This window comes from Pelomonas cellulosilytica, from assembly GCF_021353265.1.
GTDB classification, from domain to species: Bacteria; Pseudomonadota; Gammaproteobacteria; order Burkholderiales; family Burkholderiaceae_C; genus Pelomonas; species Pelomonas cellulosilytica.
This window is the reverse complement of record NZ_JAJTWU010000009.1, coordinates 76,587-95,228: the sequence shown is the minus strand read 5'-3', so window position 1 is coordinate 95,228 and position 18,642 is coordinate 76,587. Positions and strand designations below refer to the sequence as shown.

Here is an 18,642-nt window from a genome sequence, read left to right as displayed (position 1 = left end):
CACCGACACGACGGCCCGCCCGCTGACGATCAGTCAGCCGTGGGCCGGCCGCCGTCTCGCGCCGCCCAACGCGCCGCCAGCAGGCTGGCGCCCCAATGGGTCGGTGCGAGCTCGTACCACAACGGATACTCGCCCGTGAAGAGGCCACTGAACCCGCCCATCTCGAACAGGTAGAACGCCCAACCGAGCGCGCCCACGGCGAAGCAGGCCCAATAGGGCTTGCTGCGGACGATGGCATGGCTGAGCCGGGCCCCTAGGACAAAGGCGAGGAACGACAACGCCACGTCGGCCAGCAACAGCGAATCGGTCGCGCTGCCGGGTCCTTCGTAGCCATGGCCCAACACCAGCACGCTGGCAATCTCCGGCGCGACAAGCCACGACAGGATCAGCGCCACCGTCGCACCGACGGTGGCACCCAGCCACAACCGCGCCCACGAAAACGCCGGCGCGGCCACGCCCGGGACTCAGCGGGAAATCAGCAGATCCTCGGGCTGCTTGCCCGCAGCGATTGCGTCCTTGAACCAGTTGGGCCGCTTGCCCACGCCGGACCAGGTGCGCCCGGCGCCATCGGTGTACTTGGCCACGCCGCCCTGCTTCTTGGCCGCCGGCTTGCGCACCTTGCCGGCCGACTTCGGCGTGGCAGCACGGGCGCGGCGTGCACGCGGCGCCGACTCGCCGAACAACTCGTCGGCCGTGATGTCGTAATGGGTAATCGCTTCCTTGATGCGATCGACGACTTCCGCCTTTTCACGCGAGCGCAAAGCATCCGCCTGTTTCTGCAATTGATCGATTTGCTTCAGTAGCGATTGCAGTGTCTTTGCCATACCGGACTCCAGCGTCTGTAATTGTTCGGGTGCTGCATTCAATCACAGTTGTCGCGACCGGCCGGCTGGCGGAAACCTTTCATTGCCTGTGCAATGGCAGGCGAATGACACCGCGTATGACGGCATCAATGGCGCGGCATTGCACAAACGACATTCGCCACAATGAGACCGAGACCCCGGCGGGTATGCACCGGCAGCGCTGAATGTGTCAATCCAGCCGGCGACGGGACCCCAATGCACCCGCTGCGCCCAACAGCCCCAGCAGCCACACACCGGATGCCGCACCGCCACCGCCACCCGACGTGGCCGCCGGAGCAGGCGTGGGCGCTGGAGTGGGTGCCGGCGTCGGCGCAGGTGTGGGGGCTGGCGTGGGTGCCGGTGTCGGCGCTGGGGTGGGCGCCGGCGTCGGTGCTGGGGTCGGCGCTGGGGTGGGCGCCGGCGTCGGTGCAGGCGTCGGCACCGGAATCGCCGTGCTGCCCTGCTGCGCGCCACAGCGGGTCAGTGCCGCGCTCTGCAGGCCCAGCGACGCGCGCACCGGCGGCGTGTAGCTGGCCGGCGTCAAAGCGAACTTCACCGCCTCTGCCGCATCCAGCAGGCCGGCGCCACCGGTTGTGTCATTGAACGTGCAGCGGCGCTTGTTCAGCGTCGTGCAATAGCCCAGCGCGTAGGCAGTGACGTGTGGACGGGCGCTCGCCTTCAGGCCCGCCTCCACCTGCGCGAGTGTCAAAGCGGGATTGGTCGCCCACATCAGCGCGGCCGCGCCGGCAACCTGAGGCGCCGCGAAGCTGGTTCCGGCGACGGCGCCGTAGCCGGCCTTGTCCGGCGCCGTCGTGCCCGTGTTCGTCGTCGACACGATGCCGGTGTCGGCCAGGTCGTTGTCGCATGTGGCGCCATTCGCTGAATCGCCGCCAGGTACGGCCAGCTTCACCTCGGTGCCGAAGTTGGAATAGATGGACTTGAAGCCCTGTCGGTTCGCCGCCGCGACGGCGAAGACGCCGGCGCAGTTCGCCGGCCGACCCACGGAGCCGCTCTGATTGCCTGCCGCCGCCACAACCAGCACACCCTGGCTGCGCAACTCGGTCACAGCGTCGCTGTACAGCCGCGCGGCGGCCGCCACGTTGGGATCCGTGTCGTTGACGTTGCACGACGGCGGGCGCCCGGTGGTCTTGTCCGGCACGCCGGCAAACCCGATAACGAGGACCTTGGCGGGGCTCGGATTGGCCGGCACACCGGCCACCGTCAAGCCTGCCGCCCAGCGCATGCCGTCCACCATGTCGGCCACCGACGCGCCGCATTTGCCCGAAACGCGGACGGGCAGGATGCGCACGTTCCAGTTGATGCCGGCCACGCCGTTGGCATTGTTCGTGACGGCCCCCAGCTGGCCGGCAACCACCGTGCCGTGCCAGCTGCTGACCGGGTTGACGACGCAGCCGTCCCACAGAGCGGTGTTGGCGTCGTATTCGACCTGCGTCAGCGCATCGCCCGGATCATTCGCGTTGGCACTGCGGCCCACGCCGCCATTGTTGGCGTACTCCGGCTTACTGACGAAGTTGTAGCCCGCCAGCAGGTTGGCGTTCAGGTCGGCATGCGACGTGATGCCCGAGTCCAGTACAGCGATGACCGGCGAGGCCGCATTCTTGGTCGTGTCCCAGGCCTTTGTGAAGTTGGCGACGCCCGCGTTGGTCGTGTCGCTCTGGTCGTCAAGCCACCACTGCGCATTGGCCGGGTCTGCGGGGCGGAACAGTGAGTCCGTCGGCACGGCGGCACGGCGCTCGTGCAGGTCCGGCATCGCATGCGCCAGGCGTCCGTCGGCTCGCAGCCGGGTCAGCCAGACGGCGGAGTTGCCGGCGGCGTCGGCCAGCGGCTGCAGCCGCCACCAGCCTGAGCCCAGCGGGCGGTCGGCGGCCATCGGCACGCCAGCGTCGGCCAGCACACGGCCGAGCAAGGCCTGCTGCTCGCGCGGGTCGGCCGGCGCGTCCGCCAGCTTGACGATCAACGGGGCCGAAGCGCGCGACGCCACGACTCGCACCGGCAGCCGCGCGGCCAGCACGGCGGCGGAGACCGCCACACCGGCCACCGTCGCAGCCGCGACGAACTGGTTGAAGCGAAAGGCCCGCGACGTCGGGCGGGGCGGCGGGGTCAGGGCAGGCAGCGTCTTCATCGGGCCGGCACGGTAGGCGCCTGCAGTGAAGGGGCCATGACATGGCTCCAACGGACCACGGCCGTCGTCACGAATCTGTATTTCATGCCGTGGTCACTGCGCCTTCCTAAGCTGCGCCGCCCTGACCCGTTCGGACCATGACCACCACCACCCGCCCCCTTCACCAACGCGGCTTCACGCTGCTGGAACTGCTTGTCGTCATGGTCATCATCGGCCTGCTGGCCGGCTATGTCGGCCCCAAATTCTTCGGCCAGATCGGCAAGAGCGAGGTGAAGGCGGCGCGCGCGCAGATCGATGCGTTGCAGAAGGCCCTGGACCAATACCGCCTCGACATTGGCCACTATCCTGCGACCGAGCAGGGCCTCTCCGCGCTGAACGCGAAGCCTGCCGACGAGCCCAAATGGGCCGGCCCCTACCTGGCCAAGGCCGTGCCCAAGGACCCCTGGGGACACGACTACCAATACCGTGCGCCGGGTGAGCACGGCGAGTACGACCTGCAGTCCTACGGCAAGGACGGCCGCCCCGGCGGCGAGGGCGAAGACGCCGACCTCACGTCCTGGTAAGCCACGCATGGCCGAGTTCGTCGTCCGCTATCTCGATGCCCAGCGCCGGCCGGCGCAGGCGCGGGTGCGCGCGACGGATGCCGGTGGCGTCGCGGCGGCGCTGGGCCTGCCGCCAGCCTCGCTTCTGGCCATCGAACCGGCCGAGGCCCAGCCGCTGCAAACGCGCGGCGGCCGCTTTCCGCGCCGGCAGTTCGCGCAGCAACTGGCCGTGCTACTGCGCGCCGGCATCCCGCTGCTGGAAGCGCTGCAGACGCTGCAGTCGCAGGACAACCCACCCTCGGTCAGCGCCGCACTCGCCGGCGTCGTGGAGCGCATCCAGCAGGGCGAGTCGTTCTCCGTCGCACTCGCGTCGCAGCCCCAGGCCTTCGACAGTCTGTTTATCGCCGTCGTGGAGGCCAGCGAGCGCAGTGGACAGGTCGAACAGGCGCTGTTCGAACAGGCGAGCTATCTGGCTTGGGTGGAGCAGCTGCGCGGCAAGCTGGTCGCCGCGGCCATCTATCCGGCGATGCTGATCACGGCGGGCACGTCCGTCGTGCTGTTCCTGCTGGTATTCGTCGTGCCGCGCTTCGCCGGGCTGCTGGACGGCGTGGGCGGCGACATGCCGCTGGCCTCCCGCGCGCTGATTGCCGTGGGCCGCTTCAGCGGCGCGCATCCGGTGGCGCTGCTGCTGATCGCCGCTGTGCTGGTGGCGACGCCAGTGCTGGCCTGGCAGCGTGGCCTGCGCGAAGCAGTGCAGTCGCGGCTGTGGCGACTGCCGCTGGTGGGGCCGAAGCTGCATCTGCTCGCGCTCGCACAGCTGTACCGCTGCCTGGCCATGCTGCTGTTGGCGGGCGTGCCCATCGTGCCGGCGTTGGTGAACGCGCGAGGCGTCGTGGCCGCCCACCTGCGGGACGCGCTTGACCGCGCGACTGAGTCGGTGAAGCTGGGCGAGCGGCTGTCGGTGTGCCTGCAGCGCGAGGGGCTGGCCACGCCGGTGTCGCTGCGCATGTTGCGGGTGGGCGAGCACAGCGGCGAGCTGGGGGCGATGCTGGCGCAGGCGGCGGGCTTCTACGACGAGGAGCTGTCGCGGCTGTCGGACCTGGTGACACGGCTCGTGAATCCGGTATTGATGCTGATCATGGGGTTGGTGATCGGCACGGTGGTGGTACTGATGTATCTGCCGATTTTTCAGTTGGTGGATCAGGTGCAGTGATGGAGAAAGCGTCGCTGCTCGCAGCTTTGTCCTCGTGCCGCCTGCCGTGCCGGGAATCCTCCACCGCGGACTTCGGCAGAACACCGATGAGGGTCCAAGCATGAACGCACTGCTCAGGCCCGACCGCGACGTGCTCGCTCAGCTCCCGGCGACCGACGCCCCCTGGGCCCTCACCTTCACCCCCTGGCCTCACGCCGAAGCCCAGCGCTGGCGCGCCGTCATGGCCACGTCCGCCAAGGGCCGTCTGGCGCTGCTCGCCGACCGCCCGCTCGAGCCACTGCTACGCCTGCGCATCGAATCGCGCCTGCAGAAGCCCATCCTCTGGTGGCCCTGCGAGCCCACCGACGTCGACGCGCTGCTCGAAGCTGGCGAAGCCGACTACCGCGCGCTAGGCGACCTCGCGGCATCCTTCGAGACGGCCACCCATGACACGCAGGCCGCGCAAGAGCTGTCGGCGCTGCACCTGGCCGAGCAGGCCAGCCCCGTCGTGCGGCTGCTGGACGCCACGCTCTACGACGCGCTGCAGGACGGCGCCAGCGACATCCACTTCGAGTGCCAGCTGCGCGGCATGAAGATCCGCAGCCGCATCGACGGCGTCATGCTCGACGTGAAGACCATCGACGGCGTGCAGGCGGCCGAACAGCTCGTCTCGCGGCTGAAAGTCATGGCCGAGCTGGACATCGGCGAACGCCGGCTGCCGCAGGACGGGCGCTTCAAGCTGCGCGTACAGGGCCGCGAGGTCGATTTCCGGCTTTCAATCATGCCCAGCGTGTTCGGCGAGGATGCCGTCGTCCGCGTGCTGGACCGCGCGCAGGTCGAGGCCCAGGGCACCCTGACGCTAGACGCCCTCGGCTTCGAACCCGAGGCCCGCGCGCAGATCCGCGCGCTGGCCCGCCAGCCGCACGGCATGCTGCTGGTCACCGGTCCCACTGGCTCGGGCAAGACGACGACGCTCTACGCCGCGATCAGCGAGGTCAACACCGGCCGCGACAAGATCATCACGATCGAAGACCCGGTCGAATACCAGCTGCCGGGCGTCGTGCAGATCCCCGTCAATGAAAAGAAGGGCCTGACCTTCGCGCGCGGGCTGCGCTCGGTGCTGCGGCACGACCCGGACCGCGTCATGGTCGGCGAGATCCGCGACGCCGAGACTGCGCAGATCGCCGTGCAGGCGGCGCTGACCGGCCACCTCGTGTTCAGCACGGTGCATGCAAACAACGCGTTTGACGTCGTCGGCCGCTTTATGCACATGGGGCTGGACCTCTACAACGTCGTCTCCGCGTTGAACGGCGTGCTGGCCCAGCGGCTGATGCGCATCAACTGCCGGCACTGCCTGCAGCCGCTACCGGCCACGGCCGCGGTGCTGCGCGACCACGGCCTGCCCGAAGACGCCGCACTGGTGCACGGCGCCGGCTGCTCGCACTGCCGCGGCACCGGCTACAAGGGCCGCCGCGCCGTCAGCGAGCTGCTTTGGCTGGACGACGAATTGCGCGACCTCATCGCCGGCCGCGCGCCGCTGTCGCGCATCAAGGAGGCCGCACGCAGCCGCGGCATGCGCTCGCTTCGGGACGCCGCCGTGGCACTCGTGCTGCGCGGCGAATCGACCCTCGAGGAACTGGAACGTGTCACGCTCGCGGACTGAACGACTGCTGCTGACGGCCGATGGCGTCGTCGACGCGCAGGGCCAGGCCTGGCCCGACTTCGCGGCCTGGTGCGCGGCGCATGCCGGCGGCCGTGTGGCGCTCTTCACCCCGCCGCAGCAGGTGCACAGCCTGCTGGTGCCCGAAGACCTGCCGCTGGCCGATGACGACGCGCTGCTGGGCTATGCACGGCTGCAGTTCAGCCACTACTTCGGCCCCGCGGCGCAGGCCTGGCCGCTCGCCGCGGCGGCGCGCGTGGCCTGCGCGCTGACCGGTGTGGACCTGGCTGCACTGCAGTCTGTGGCCGCCGCGCACCGCGTGCGCCTCGTGTCACTGCAGCCCAGCTGGACGCTGGCAGTAGCGGCCGAGGGTGATGTCACCGTTCGCGACGGCACGATGCTGACGGTGCTGCGTTTCGACGGTGACCGGCTCGCCGACCTCCAGCAGCAGCTGGTGGACGACGAGCTGCTGCACACGCTGCACGGCCCGCGCATCGTCGATGCGCAGATGCTGCTGACCCGGCCGGGTCACGCCACGGGGCCGGACTTCATCAAGCGCCCCTCACGGGTGCGTACGCTCGTCTGGGCGTGGACCGCTACCGCCGCCGCGGCCTGCGGGCTGGTGGCCTGGCAGGTTCAGGGCCAGCAGCAGGAGGCCCAGCGCCTGGCCGAACAGGCCGCGGTGCTGGATCGCCTCGCCCGCCCCGCAGCCGCAAGGCCCGCAGCAGCCAACACGGCGGCCACCACCGCGGCGCGCGCGCGCACCGGCGCCGCAGCGCGGCAGCTCGACACCGACTGGGCTGCGCTGTGGACCGACGTCGAGCGTGCGCTGCCGCCCAGCCTGCAGCTCACCGCGCTGGATCTGGAACGCCAGTCGCTGCGACTGGAGGGCCAGGCGGGCGACACCGAGGCCGTGACGCGGCTCGTCGACCGGCTGGCCATGCAGGCGGGCGCGGGCGAGGAAGTCGTGCTGACCCGCCTGCAGAAGCAAGACACGCCGGCCGATGCCGGCGGTTCACTGCGCTTCGAGCTCGTGCGTCGGGCGGGAGCGGCGCGATGAGGCGCTGGTGGTTCGCTGCACGGCGCGCCGGCTGGCCGGCGCTGCTGGCCCTGGCCCTCACGCTGGCTGCGGTAGCCGGGGCCGTGTGGCTGCCGGCGCAGCAGTCGCGGCTGGATGCCGAGCGGCAGTCTCTGGCCCAGCGCCGCGCTGCACTGGCCGGTCGCCCGGCATTGGCCTCGAATGGCGATGCCTTCACAGCAAGCCTGCCGCCCGACAACGAACGCCAGGCGCGCACAGCAGCACTGCTGGCACTGGCGACCGAGCTTGGCCTGCCGCTGCCGCGCAGCGAGTTCCGCTACCAGGCCGACCGCGAGGCCGGCATCGCGCAGTACCGCATCGCGATGCAGCTCAACGGCCGCTACGCCACGCTTCGTGACTTCATCGCCGAGGGGCTGAAGCGCGACCCCGGGCTGGCACTCGACGGCGTGCGGCTGCGCCGCGACGCGGGAAGGCCCGGCGAGGTGAAGGCCGAGCTCGCGTGGGTGCTGCACATGCAGGTGGCCCGGTGAAGCCGCACCACCTCGCGCCGCGCCAGTGGGCACTGGCCGGTGCGCTGGCGCTGAGCCTGGCGGCCACGGCCTGGGTGTCGGGCAACGACGAGCCTGCCGAACAGGTCGCGACGGCGCCGCGGCGCGCCCCACTCGCAGCCGTGTATGCCATCGAGCCGGCGTCTGCAACCGGCGCCCACGGCACCCGCAACGCCCGCGGAGACTGGCCGACGCTGGATCCGCTGGCCCAGGCCGCCTGGGGCGACGCCGCGCCCGCCACGGTGGCCGCCACGCCGCCACCGGCCGCCGCTGCGCCCGACGAGCCACCGCCACCGCCCAGCGCACCGCCCTTCCCGTACCAGCTGGTCGGCCGCCTGACCGATGGGGCGTCGCGCGCCGTGCTGAACAACGCGCAGCGCAGCGCCGTCGTCGGCGCGGGCGAGGTGGTGGACGGCGCCTGGCGCGTGGACGCCGTCGAGCCCGGTGGCCTGCGCCTGACCTACCTGCCGCTGGGCCAGGCCCAGTTCGTTCCCTTCGCCAGCCCGCCTGCATGAGCCGCCTGCCTGCCCTCGCCCTCGCATCCCTCACCGCCGCGCTGCTGACGGCCTGCATCAGCAACCCCGCGCTGCGCGAGGCCGACACGCTGGCCCGCCGCGGCGAGCATGAAGGCGCCTGGCGGCTGCTGCGCGACGCCGCCGCGTCGGAGCCGCAAGACAACGAGCTGCGCACCGCCGCGCAACGCGAGCGCGAATTGGGCCTGCTGGCACTGGCCACGCAGGCCGAGAGCGCCCGCGCCGGTGGCCAGCTCGACATCGCCGGCGAACTGCTGCAGCGCATGCAGGACGTTGATGCGCAGGCCCCTCGTACGCGGGCGCTGCAGGCGGCGCTGCGTCGCGCCCGCGCGCACGAGGCCAGGCTGGCGCAAGCCGCGCGGCAGCTGAAGGACGGCCAGGTCGACGCGGCGCGCGAGGCCGTCACGCAGGTGCTGGCCGAAGACCCCGGGCACCCGCAGGCGCTCGCGCTGCAGCAGAAGCTGCGACAGCGCTTCGCGCCGCCACCGGTGCCGTCCACGCTGGCCGCGGCGTACCAGAAGCCGGTGAGCCTGGAGTTCCGCGATGCGCCGCTGCGCACCGTCTTCGAGGCGCTGGGGCGCGGCGCCGGCGTCAACTTCGTGTTCGACAAAGACGTGAAGGCGGACGCGCGCGTCAGCATCTACCTGAAGGAGGTCAGCGTCGATGAGGCGATGCGCGTCATCCTCAGCACGCAGCAGCTGGAGCGCAAGCTGCTGAACGACAACTCGGTGCTGATCTACCCCAACACGCAGCAGAAGCAGCGTGAGCACCAGGAGCTGGTCACGCGCAGCTTCTACCTGAATAACGCCGACGTGAAACAGGCCCAGGCCCTCGTTCGCATGATGGCCAAGACGCGCGACCTGTTCATCGACGAGCGGCTGAACCTGCTCGTCGCGCGCGACACGCCCGAGGTCATCGCAATGATCGAGCAGCTCGTGGCCGGGCTGGACCTGCCTGAGCCCGAGGTCATGCTGGACGTAGAGGTGCTGGAGATCGCCAACGACCGCAGCGCCGAGGCTGGCCTCAACTGGGCCACCGACGCCACCTACGGCAGCCTGGACAGCAGCGCCAGCCTGGTGCCGTGGGCCACGCGCGGCAGCTTCCGCACGCTGGTGGCCAATCCGGTCGTCGCCGCGCGGCTGAAAGGCTCGTCGGGCACGAGCAACCTGCTGGCCAACCCCAAGCTGCGCGCGCGCAACAAGGAGAAGGCCAAGATCCAGATCGGCGACAAGGTGCCCGTGTTCACGAGCACGTCGACAGCGAACGTCGGTGTGTCCACCGCGGTGACCTACATCGACGTGGGCATCAAGCTGGAAGTGGAGCCCACCGTGCAGCTGGACAACGAGGTCGTCATGAAGGTGGCGCTGGAGGTCAGCAGCCTGGGCGTGAAGGAAAGCTCTGGCGGCCCGCAGCCCACCAGCGCCTATCGCATCGGCACGCGCAACGCGTCCACATCGCTGCGGCTGCGCGACGGCGAGACCCAGGTGCTGGCCGGCCTCATCAACGACGAGGACCGCAAGAACATCAGCGGCGTGCCCTATGTGTCTGAGACGCCGTTGCTGGGTCGACTGTTCGGCGTGCACAGCGACAGTCGCAAGAAGAGCGAGATCGTGCTGCTGATCACGCCGCATGTGCTGCGCAACGTCAGCCTGCCCGAGGCCAGCCAGACCATCCTGCCGTCGGGCTTTGATGCGAACCCGGGTGCCGAGGGCGTGCGGCTGCGTTCGCGCGGCACGGTGGCCGCGCCGCTCGCCGGCACCACACTTGCGCCCAACGTCGCGCCGCCCGCGCCGGCCGCAGCGCCCGCCCGCACGGGCGAGGCCGTCGTCGAGCTGCAGACCACGGCGAACGCCGCCGTTGGCGAGACGCTGTCGGTGGGGCTTACCAACACCGCCGCGGTGCCGGTGTCGGGCACGCTGACCTACGACGTATCGCTGTTCACGCTGGCCGACGCCACCGGGGCCGAGGCCAGCAGCGGCAGCGTGCCGGTGGAGCTGGCACCGCAAGGCCAGAAGGTCGTCGTGCTGCGTGCGCGGCCCGGCGCAGCCGGGCAGTCTGGCGTCGTCGAGTTCGTCAACACGAAGGCGACGGGCCCCAAAGGCGAGGTGCTGAACGTGCGCGTGGAAGGCGAATCCAGTGTCGAGATCCGCGCGCAGTAGCCGGCGTAGCCGCGGCTTCACGCTCGTGGAGATTCTGGCCGTCGTCACCATCGTCGGCATCCTCGCCGCCGCGGCCCAGCCGCTGGCCGTGTGGGTGCACAAGCGACAGCGCGAGGCCGAGCTGCGCCAGGCGCTGCGCGCGCTGCGCGGCGGGCTGGACGCCTACTTCCAGGCCGCGCGCGAAGGCCGCATCACGCTGAAGGCCGACGACAGCGGGTACCCGCCGACGCTCGACGCGCTGGTGCAGGGCGTGCCCGACGCCAGGGACCCACAGCGCCAGAAGCGCCTGTACTTCCTGCGTCGATTGCCACGCGACCCTTTTGCCGACGCGACGCTGCCCCCAGCGCAGACCTGGGGTCTGCGCAGCTACGACAGCCCACCCGAGTCGCCCGCGCCGGGCCGCGACGTGTTTGACGTGCATTCGCTCGCCGAGGGCATCGCCCTCGACGGCAGCCGCTACCGGGACTGGTGAGGCCACATGCGACGCCACCGCGGCTTCACGCTCATCGAGCTCATCGTCGTCATGGCCATCGTGGCGCTGCTGGCCGGCATCGCCGCGCCGCGCTACTTCGCCTCGGTGGACCGGGCCAAGGTAAACGCTCTGCGCTCCTCGCTAGCCGTCATGCGCGACGCACTCGACAAGTACGCCGCGGACAAGGGCCGCTATCCCGACTCGCTGGAGCAGCTGGTGCAGGACCGCTACCTGCGCCAGGTGCCGGAGGACCCGCTGACCGGCAGCACGCAGAGCTGGATCACGCTGCCGCCGCCCGACAACGCCGACCTGGTCGGCCAGGTCGGCGACGTGCGCAGCGGCGCGGCCGGCCGCGCGCCGGACGGGAGTCTCTATGCGGAATGGTGAACGCCGGCGCGGCGGCCCTGCCGCGCGCGGCTTCACCTATCTTTGGCTGCTGTTCGTGCTGGCGCTTGGCGGCGTGGCGCTGGCCGCGCTGGGCGAGCTGGAGAGCACGCGCCAACAGCGTGAACGCGAGGCGGAGCTGCGCTTTCGCGGCGAGGCCATCGCAGCGGCACTGGGCCGTTACACCGAGACCACGCCCGTTGGCCAGCCGCCGCTCGCGCAGTCGCTGGGGGACCTGTTGGCCGACAGGCGTTTCACGAGGCCTCGCCGCCACCTGAGGCAGCTCTACGCCGACCCCTTCACCGGCCAGCCCGACTGGGAACTCATCGTCGGCCAGTCCGTCGCCGGCATCGACACCGAAGGCGCGGCCGGTGCGCCGGTGTCCACCGGCATCATCGGCGTGCGGTCGCGCTCGACTCGGCGGCTGCTGGCCACAGCCGGCGGGCGCACGACGGCCCGCGATTGGGTGTTCATGTCGCCCACAACAGTTCCTTCAGCCCCGGGGTCATGAGCCGAACGGCTCATCCTTTCCGCAAGCCTTCAACGGCGAGTCACGGGCCGTTTCTAGAGTTTGCGTTGTGTGAGTCCGTTGCGAAGTTCTGTGACGCTCCCGCAAAGCTCCTGCAACCCGATGCGACGAAGAAACGCAGTGCCCATGCCAATGACGGAAGCTCCGACCACACCCCCCACCAGCACGCCGATCGGCGACCCGGTCGAAGCCATCGTGCGCGCAGCCGAGTCGGCGCTGACCGTGCGGCGCCGCTATCAGTTCTTCGTCTGGACGCAGAGCTATCTGAGCCGCCTCATCCCGCACCAACTGGCCGTCTGCGGTAGCTATGACCGCGCCTCGCGCGAGCTGCTGTTCGACGTCTTCAACAGCGTGAGCCTGGACCCGGCGCTGATGGACGCGCTGGGCGATGCGCGCAGCCTGCTGATGCAGCACTGGCAGGCCCGCTGGCTGGAGGCCCGCGGCCGTCCGGCCGTCATCGAGACCGCCGACCTTGCCTTCACGTCGCTTGCGCCGGTGCGCGACGCGCTCCAGGCGGCCCATTTCCATACCGTGCTGGTCCATGGCGTGTCGCGCCCGCAGCGCCCACAAGAGATCGAGAGCTTCTTTGTCTTCGCCTCGCAGGACGGTCCGACGCTCGCCGCGCTCAGCAGCCGGCTGGAGCTGCTCATCCCCCACATCCACGGCGCGTGGCAGCGCGTGCAGGCGGTGGAGCGCGACGTGGGCCTGCCCGGCGCGCCGCAGGCGCCAGTCGTGCGCGCGGCAGGCGTCACGCTGCGCGAGCGCGAGATCCTCGGCTGGCTGCGCGAGGGCAAGAGCAACCAGCAGATCGCCGAGGAGCTGGGCATCAGCGCGCTGACCGTGAAGAACCACGTGCAGAAGATCCTGCGCAAGCTGGGCGCCGCCAACCGCGCCCAGGCCGTGGCGCAGGCCATGTCGCTGCAACTGCTGGACCGCCCAGCGACGCCACCACCGCGCCCCCGGCTGCTGCCCTGAGCCGAAAGGCGAGCCAGGCATGGGCTGAACGGCCTACGACCGAACGGCTCATGGGTTTGCCCCTAGTCCCTTCGGACTGCGAACGAAATCACAACCCGGTGCGCATGTCACGTCGCTCCACAAGAATGCCGGCGGAACCGATCTTCCGGATCACTGCTCTTTGAACGCGGGTCACCCGACCCAGGCGCCCAAGGTCTCTCCCGATTGCCACCAGCGATCCAGGGGCGGCAGCCAGGCGTGACGGCACGCGGCCACGGTTGGCCGCGCGTCCCTTCACCACTGACTACGGAGAAATCCCATGAAGTTCAAGACCATTGCCCTGGCCGCCCTGATGGCCGCCGCCGCTCCCGCTTTCGCCACCATCAACACCAGTGGCAACCTCGGCGAGGGCGAGTACGTCTTCATCGCCACCAACAGCGCCGGCTCCTACGCACAGGATCTGGGCATCACGACCGACGCTATCGCCGCCCTCACGAGCGGCCAGTCGTTCTCCCAGTCGGTCGCAGGCACGGAATGGAACAAGTTCCTGTCTTTCGGCGGCGCCAACACCCAATGGGCCATCATCGCCGTGCAGCCGCTGGACGCTGGCCTGAACCCCGGCGAAATCAACGCCTGGACCACCCGCAACATCAACCAGGCCCTGGGCACCATCCAGAACACCCAGTCGAACGATGGCTCCAGCAATCTGGCTGTGCACTTTGCCGACATCGACAGCCTGTCCACCCCCAAGGTCGACAACAACCGCAAGGCGTCCGCCTTCGGCACGCTGACCTACTCCGACAAGGGCGTCACGTCGTTCAACGGCTTCTTCAATGCCCGCAACGACATCGGCACCCAGTCCGAACTGGTGTACCTGACCGCCTCCAGCGACGTCACTGACGCGCCGTCGCAGTACTCCGTGCTGAAGACCGTTGCCAACTTCGATGGCACCACGGTGTCCTTCGCCTCTACCGCCGCTCCGGTGCCGGAGCCGAGCACCTACGCCATGCTGGCCGCCGGCCTGGCAGCCGTCGGTTTCCTCGCCCGCCGTCGCAAGGCCTAAGGCCTTCGCCCAGCCGGGCACGCGCCCGGCCACCTCCCTCGATTCCGCCAGCCGCCCTCGAAGGGCGAGCCTGGCGGAGCCCTGCCCGAACGTTTGACGCGAAAGCTTCATCATGAAACTCCGTTCCTCCCTGATCGCCCTGGCCTGCCTGGCTTCCTTCGGTGCCGCTCATGCCCTGACGCCTGCCGAAGTCGTCGCTGCGCGTGCTGATGGTTCCCTGAAAGAAGTTCGCCTGGCCGGCGCTTCCGCGTTGCGCCTGCTGATCGGTGCGTACATCCAAGCCGACCTGGCTCAGCCTTCGACCTTCGATGTCTTCTATGACTCGGCGGCTGGTTCCAACCACCGCGCCTACTCGTTCCGCACCAAGGTCGCCATCGGCTCCTGGCCCGTTGGCACGCCGGTCGTCATCTACAAGCGCGACCAAGGCGGCTCCGCTCAGGGCGTGACGCCGCTGCTCAACGGCGGCGACGCCACCCAGGCTCACATGCTGATCGACGCCAGCTGCGCGGCCGGCTCCGGTCCTTCGCCGGCGACGGACATCCAAAAGCCCGGCTTCATCTGCGGCGCCACGACCACGGCGCTGGCCCATGCCGGCTTCTCCGATGTGGAGCCGGCGCTGCTGCAGGCTTCTATCAACGGCGGCACGAACCTCGATGTCTCCGGCCTGGACGCTGCCGGCTTCGTGCAGAACATCTTCGCCGTCGCCGTCAACAAGAAGCTGTACCTTGCGCTGCAGAAGGCCCAAGGGCTGGTCGATGCGAGCGCGACCGAGATCAATGAATCGGCCGCGGCTCAGCCGAGCATCCCCAAGACCTTCATCGCCGGCGCTCTGACCGGCCAGCTCAATGGCAGCTCGACGTCGAAGAAGGGCTGGAACCTGCTGATTCCCGCTTCTGTCGACAGCAACATCAACAACAAGCGCATCAACGTCTGCCGTCGCACCCCGGGCTCGGGCACGCAAGCCGCGTCGAACATGTACTTCGCCAACAACCCCTGCGGTGGTACGGCCAACCAGTACACGCCGGTGGCAGGCACGACGAGCGCGACGCCGTCGGTCCTCGGCTCCCTGACCGTTCAGCAAGGCAGCAGCACGGGTGTCGTCGAAGGCTGCCTGGCCAGCGTCGAAGCCCTGTCCGACAGCACCGGTGGCGGCTACGCCTTTGGCGTCCTGGGTCGTGAAAACAACCCGCAGGCCATCGTCAACGGCACGCCCTCTGAGAAAGGCTACCGCTACGTCAAGCTCAGCGGCGCAACGCCCGCCCGCGCGGCCCTCATCGCCGGCGACTATGACTTCGCTGTTGAAGCGTCGATGCAATGGGCCAAGGCCGGTGCTGCCAACGCTCCCGCCACCGACGTGCTGAACCTGCTGGCCAAGATGCGCAGCGAAATGGGCAAGGCCTCCATCCTGCAAGGGCTCGACGCCGATCTGCAGAACGGCCTGGCTGCTCTGCCGTCGACCGCCACCGGCGCCTGGTCCGATCTTGATCCCGTGACCAAGAGCTACACCTCGCACACCAACCGCACGAGCGCCAACAGCTGCTCGCCGGTTCGCATGTCTAAGTAAAGCGTGAACCGCCAAAGGGTTGCCCGCAGCGCGGGCAACCCTTTTCACTCGTCGCGAATCACCCATCACGTGTGCTGCTTCATGGCGCCATCGACGCCATCAACTAGCACTCACGGCCACCCGCCGAAGTGCCCGCCCTGCATCAGGCCAACGCCAGACTCTCCATCGAGCCCGCCATGTACGCCATCCACCGAAAGACCATCGCCGCCGCATTCGGCATGCTGAGTCTTGTGCACGCAAACGCAACCATCACGATCGGTGACGGGCTGCAGGACAGCGCAGAGAAAGGCACCAACTTGCCCGAGCTGGTGCTGATCATCTGGGACCGAAGTGCCAAGGTGTCCTACACCAAAGACCTGGGCATCAACGCCTACACATCGAACTACGAATCCGGTGACACAAGCACGAATCTCTACGTCTACGGGCAGCAGGAATCGGGCTTCCAGCATCTCTATCCTGCGCTGAACAGCGACCCGAACTTCATCGCCTTCCAGGCCGCCTCGAGCGGCATCGCGAGCCAGAGCTGGGCCATTCTGGGCGCAGAGATCAATGCTGACGTCATCGTCGGCGCAGGCAGCAACACGTTGTTCATGACGCTGACGAACGGCGATTTCGGCAGCGGCACGAACGACAAGTACATCGACCTCACCGGCACCGACAAGAACGGCAACGTCGTTGCCGGTGATCACTTCAACAACTCGGAGCTGCAGAATTCCGCTGGCAATTTCGCCACCTGGTCGAACGATGTCGCGACCAGCGCCAGCGCCTTCAACACGCACAAAACGCAGGCCAACGGTTCCAGCTTCGACACTGAAGCCTCCATCGGGTATGTCGGCAAACTCCTGCCGGGAAACGGCGGAACACTGATCTCCAACGGTCACGGGTCCGTGTTGAACCCGGTAGGCAGTTCCTCCTGGTTTTACCGCGCCGTCACCAGCAGCGATATCAACGACGCCTCGCTCACGGTTGACGAATTCGACAACCACCAACATGACGCCTACTGGGGCCTGGGTGTCGACGGCAGCGGCAACTACATCCTGAGCTACACGATGGAAGCCGCGCTGACGCAGCCGCAATCATTCGCCGGCTCACTGCTGCGACTGCGCACCGAGTTCGCGGCCAGCTATGGCAAGACGCGACTGATCGGCGCGCCCGTGGGCGACACGCTCAACCTTGGCAACGTCAGCGCCGTACCTGAGCCCGCCACGTGGGGCCTGATGGGTCTAGGCCTGGCCGCCCTCGCCGCGCGCGCACGCCGCCGCGGCCAGGCCTGAGCCCTCCGTCGAAAGCAGCGGACGGCGCCTTCGCGCCCCGCCGTTTTCATGACCGCTTCACCCGCTCTCGGGACACTGTTTTCATGGACGCCGGCTCGACGCGCGCCCCGTGCGGGGCGCGCTGGTTTTTCCTGTTTGCGATGGCCCTGGCGCTCGGCGTCAGTGGGCTGCCGGCCTTCGCGCAAGCCACGCTGCGCTTCGACATCCTCGAGTTCGAGATCGAAGGCAACACCCGGCTGACGCCACTGCAGGTCGAGGCGGCCGTCATGCCCTTCATGGGCGAGGGCCGCGACATGGCCGCCATCGAGGGGGCCCGCGCGGCACTGGAGAAGGCGTACCAGGGCGCTGGCTACCTGACCGTGTTCGTCGACGTGCCGGAGCAGCGCATCGATGGCGGCGTTGTGCGCCTGGCGGTGCTGGAGGGGCGCGTCGAGAAGCTCTACGTGACGGGCTCGCGCTATTACGACCAAGGGCAGATACGCGCCGTCGCGGCTGAGCTGGCCGAGGGCAAGGTGCCCAACTTCAACGTCGTGCAGCAGCAGATCGCCGCACTCAGCCAGGCGCCCGAACGGCGTGTCCAGCCGGTGCTGCGCCCGGGGCGCGAGCCCGGCACGGTGGAGGCCGAGCTGAAGGTCACCGACAAGCTGCCGCTAGGCGGCAGCTTGGAGATCAGCAATGCCGCTGCAGACGGCACCGAGCCCCTGCGCACGGCCGCCAACCTGCACTACGACAACCTCTTCCAGCGCGGCCATTCGCTGTCGCTGACTGCACTCACCGCACCGATGCGCCCCAGCCAGTCGCGCGTCGTCGTGCTGGGATACCTGGTGCCGCTCGACGGTGGCGATTCGCTGAGCTTCAGTGCCATCAACTCCAGCAGCGACATCGACAGCCTGGGCGGTACCCGCGTGCTGGGTAAGGGCACGACGCTGGGTCTGCGCTACGGCATGAACCGCTTGGGTGACAACGCCGCGCACGGCCTGTCGGTGGGCGTCGATGTGAAGGACCTGAAGGAGGACGTGCTGACCAGCGCCGGCACTATCGGCGCACCGCTGCGTTATGCGCCGCTGCAGCTGGGCTACAACGGCAGCTGGTGGGGTGAGTCCGGCGGCAGCCAGCAGCTGGCCGTCAACGCGGCCTTCGGCCTGCGGCCGGTGTGGCGGCAAACGCGCAGCGACTGCCAGCTCGCGGACGGCAGCTTCGGCGTGGCAGACCAGTTCGCCTGCAAGCGGCGCGGCGCGGATGGCGGCTTCACGACCGTCAAGCTCGACTGGCGCGCCAGCCGCCGCGTCGGACCGACCGAATGGGCGCTGCACCTGGCCGGCCAGCTCGCCAGCGAGCCGCTGGTCAGCGCCGAGCAATTCGCGGTCGGCGGTGCCGACTCCGTACGCGGCTACCCCGAGGCGGCGGTGTCGGCCGACTACGGCGTACTGGCATCGCTGGAGCTGCGCAGCCGCAACCTGGCGCCGGCGCTGCTGGCGGCCTTCGACGGCGCCAACCTGCCGCCGTTCACGGAGATCGTCGTCTTCGGCTTCGGTGACATGGCCCGCGTTGCGCTGCTGGAGCCCGAACCCGGCCAGCCCCACCGCAGCACGTTGATGGGCACGGGCCTCGGACTGCGGCTGGGACTGCAGCCAGGCCTGAGCCTGTCGGTCGATTGGGCGCGACGCCACCGCGACGTCGTCGGCCGCAGTCTGCCTTCGGAGCGCGTGCACATCCGCGCCGCCCTGCGTTTCTGAGAGCCGCT

General features: G+C 69.3%; 18 protein-coding genes. 15 read left to right on the top strand and 3 right to left on the bottom strand.

Translation table 11 applies throughout. From position 1 onward, the window contains the following. Window positions 1-29: 29 nt before the first annotated feature. From LXT13_RS21405 to LXT13_RS21395, 3 genes are all read right to left on the bottom strand, one after another. Entirely contained in the window at window positions 30-455 is a 426-nt protein-coding gene (locus tag LXT13_RS21405) for a hypothetical protein (RefSeq protein ID WP_233374347.1), read from the bottom strand. 9 nt (window positions 456-464) lie between these two features. Then, window positions 465-824, bottom strand: coding sequence for an H-NS histone family protein (locus LXT13_RS21400; protein ID WP_233374346.1), 360 nt, complete (start codon window positions 822-824; stop codon window positions 465-467). A gap of 208 nt (window positions 825-1,032) precedes the next feature. Then, a complete protein-coding gene (locus tag LXT13_RS21395) occupies window positions 1,033-2,985 on the bottom strand; it encodes a S8 family serine peptidase (RefSeq protein ID WP_233374345.1) in 1,953 nt (650 codons plus the stop codon). A 137-nt stretch (window positions 2,986-3,122) separates the two neighbouring features. Here LXT13_RS21395 and gspG point away from each other — a divergent pair, with 137 nt between their 5' ends. The 15 genes from gspG (at window position 3,123) to LXT13_RS21320 (ending at window position 18,634) form a co-directional block, all read left to right on the top strand. Continuing rightward, a complete protein-coding gene (gspG, locus tag LXT13_RS21390; RefSeq protein ID WP_233374344.1) occupies window positions 3,123-3,548 on the top strand; it encodes a type II secretion system major pseudopilin GspG in 426 nt (141 codons plus the stop codon). Window positions 3,549-3,555: 7 nt separating this feature from the next. Then, the gene (locus tag LXT13_RS21385) at window positions 3,556-4,740 is read left to right on the top strand and encodes a type II secretion system F family protein (protein ID WP_233374343.1); all 1,185 of its coding nucleotides are present in this window, start codon (window positions 3,556-3,558) and stop codon (window positions 4,738-4,740) included. Window positions 4,741-4,840: 100 nt separating this feature from the next. Further along, window positions 4,841-6,382, top strand: coding sequence for a GspE/PulE family protein (locus LXT13_RS21380; protein WP_233374342.1), 1,542 nt, complete (start codon window positions 4,841-4,843; stop codon window positions 6,380-6,382). Further along, on the top strand, window positions 6,363-7,439 hold the full coding sequence (locus LXT13_RS28840; protein ID WP_233374341.1) for a PilN domain-containing protein: 1,077 nt from the start codon (window positions 6,363-6,365) through the stop codon (window positions 7,437-7,439). The genes LXT13_RS21380 and LXT13_RS28840 overlap by 20 nt, the downstream gene beginning before the upstream one ends. After that, window positions 7,436-7,948 carry a hypothetical protein gene (locus LXT13_RS21370; protein ID WP_233374340.1) on the top strand — a complete coding sequence of 171 codons (513 nt, stop codon included), beginning with the start codon at window positions 7,436-7,438 and terminating at the stop codon, window positions 7,946-7,948. Before LXT13_RS28840 ends, LXT13_RS21370 begins: the two co-directional genes overlap by 4 nt. Then, window positions 7,945-8,481, top strand: a complete 537-nt coding sequence (locus tag LXT13_RS21365) for a hypothetical protein (protein ID WP_233374339.1) — start codon at window positions 7,945-7,947, stop codon at window positions 8,479-8,481. The genes LXT13_RS21370 and LXT13_RS21365 overlap by 4 nt, the downstream gene beginning before the upstream one ends. Next, window positions 8,478-10,658, top strand: a complete 2,181-nt coding sequence (locus LXT13_RS21360; RefSeq protein ID WP_233374338.1) for a secretin N-terminal domain-containing protein — start codon at window positions 8,478-8,480, stop codon at window positions 10,656-10,658. Before LXT13_RS21365 ends, LXT13_RS21360 begins: the two co-directional genes overlap by 4 nt. Beyond that, on the top strand, window positions 10,636-11,130 hold the full coding sequence (locus LXT13_RS21355) for a type II secretion system protein (protein WP_349254853.1): 495 nt from the start codon (window positions 10,636-10,638) through the stop codon (window positions 11,128-11,130). The genes LXT13_RS21360 and LXT13_RS21355 overlap by 23 nt, the downstream gene beginning before the upstream one ends. 6 nt (window positions 11,131-11,136) lie before the next feature. After that, window positions 11,137-11,517, top strand: a complete 381-nt coding sequence (locus LXT13_RS21350; protein WP_233374336.1) for a type II secretion system protein — start codon at window positions 11,137-11,139, stop codon at window positions 11,515-11,517. Next, window positions 11,504-12,025 (top strand): type II secretion system protein, encoded by a 522-nt coding sequence (locus LXT13_RS21345; RefSeq protein ID WP_233374335.1) that lies wholly within the window; start codon window positions 11,504-11,506, stop codon window positions 12,023-12,025. The genes LXT13_RS21350 and LXT13_RS21345 overlap by 14 nt, the downstream gene beginning before the upstream one ends. Window positions 12,026-12,175: 150 nt before the next feature. After that, window positions 12,176-13,018, top strand: a complete 843-nt coding sequence (locus tag LXT13_RS21340; protein ID WP_233374334.1) for a helix-turn-helix transcriptional regulator — start codon at window positions 12,176-12,178, stop codon at window positions 13,016-13,018. 298 nt (window positions 13,019-13,316) lie between these two features. Further along, on the top strand, window positions 13,317-14,060 hold the full coding sequence (locus LXT13_RS21335) for a PEP-CTERM sorting domain-containing protein (RefSeq protein WP_233374333.1): 744 nt from the start codon (window positions 13,317-13,319) through the stop codon (window positions 14,058-14,060). Window positions 14,061-14,172: 112 nt separating this feature from the next. Further along, complete coding sequence (locus LXT13_RS21330; protein ID WP_233374332.1) at window positions 14,173-15,624, top strand: hypothetical protein; 1,452 nt, start codon at window positions 14,173-14,175, stop codon at window positions 15,622-15,624. Between the two features lie 128 nt (window positions 15,625-15,752). Further along, window positions 15,753-16,898 (top strand): PEP-CTERM sorting domain-containing protein, encoded by a 1,146-nt coding sequence (locus tag LXT13_RS21325; RefSeq protein WP_233374331.1) that lies wholly within the window; start codon window positions 15,753-15,755, stop codon window positions 16,896-16,898. Window positions 16,899-17,038: 140 nt separating this feature from the next. Beyond that, on the top strand, window positions 17,039-18,634 hold the full coding sequence (locus LXT13_RS21320) for a ShlB/FhaC/HecB family hemolysin secretion/activation protein (protein ID WP_233374330.1): 1,596 nt from the start codon (window positions 17,039-17,041) through the stop codon (window positions 18,632-18,634). Window positions 18,635-18,642 lie beyond the last annotated feature (8 nt).

Coding starts and splice junctions, on each gene's coding strand:
- LXT13_RS21345 (WP_233374335.1), top strand. CDS start 11,504: ATGCGGAATGGTGAACGCCGGCGCGGCGGCCCTGCCGCGCGCGGCTTC.
- LXT13_RS21335 (WP_233374333.1), top strand. CDS start 13,317: ATGAAGTTCAAGACCATTGCCCTGGCCGCCCTGATGGCCGCCGCCGCT.
- LXT13_RS21385 (WP_233374343.1), top strand. CDS start 3,556: ATGGCCGAGTTCGTCGTCCGCTATCTCGATGCCCAGCGCCGGCCGGCG.
- LXT13_RS21380 (WP_233374342.1), top strand. CDS start 4,841: ATGAACGCACTGCTCAGGCCCGACCGCGACGTGCTCGCTCAGCTCCCG.
- LXT13_RS21400 (WP_233374346.1), bottom strand. CDS start 824: ATGGCAAAGACACTGCAATCGCTACTGAAGCAAATCGATCAATTGCAG.
- LXT13_RS21370 (WP_233374340.1), top strand. CDS start 7,436: ATGAGGCGCTGGTGGTTCGCTGCACGGCGCGCCGGCTGGCCGGCGCTG.
- LXT13_RS21340 (WP_233374334.1), top strand. CDS start 12,176: ATGACGGAAGCTCCGACCACACCCCCCACCAGCACGCCGATCGGCGAC.
- LXT13_RS21395 (WP_233374345.1), bottom strand. CDS start 2,985: ATGAAGACGCTGCCTGCCCTGACCCCGCCGCCCCGCCCGACGTCGCGG.
- LXT13_RS21350 (WP_233374336.1), top strand. CDS start 11,137: ATGCGACGCCACCGCGGCTTCACGCTCATCGAGCTCATCGTCGTCATG.
- LXT13_RS21360 (WP_233374338.1), top strand. CDS start 8,478: ATGAGCCGCCTGCCTGCCCTCGCCCTCGCATCCCTCACCGCCGCGCTG.
- gspG (WP_233374344.1), top strand. CDS start 3,123: ATGACCACCACCACCCGCCCCCTTCACCAACGCGGCTTCACGCTGCTG.
- LXT13_RS21330 (WP_233374332.1), top strand. CDS start 14,173: ATGAAACTCCGTTCCTCCCTGATCGCCCTGGCCTGCCTGGCTTCCTTC.
- LXT13_RS21320 (WP_233374330.1), top strand. CDS start 17,039: ATGGCCCTGGCGCTCGGCGTCAGTGGGCTGCCGGCCTTCGCGCAAGCC.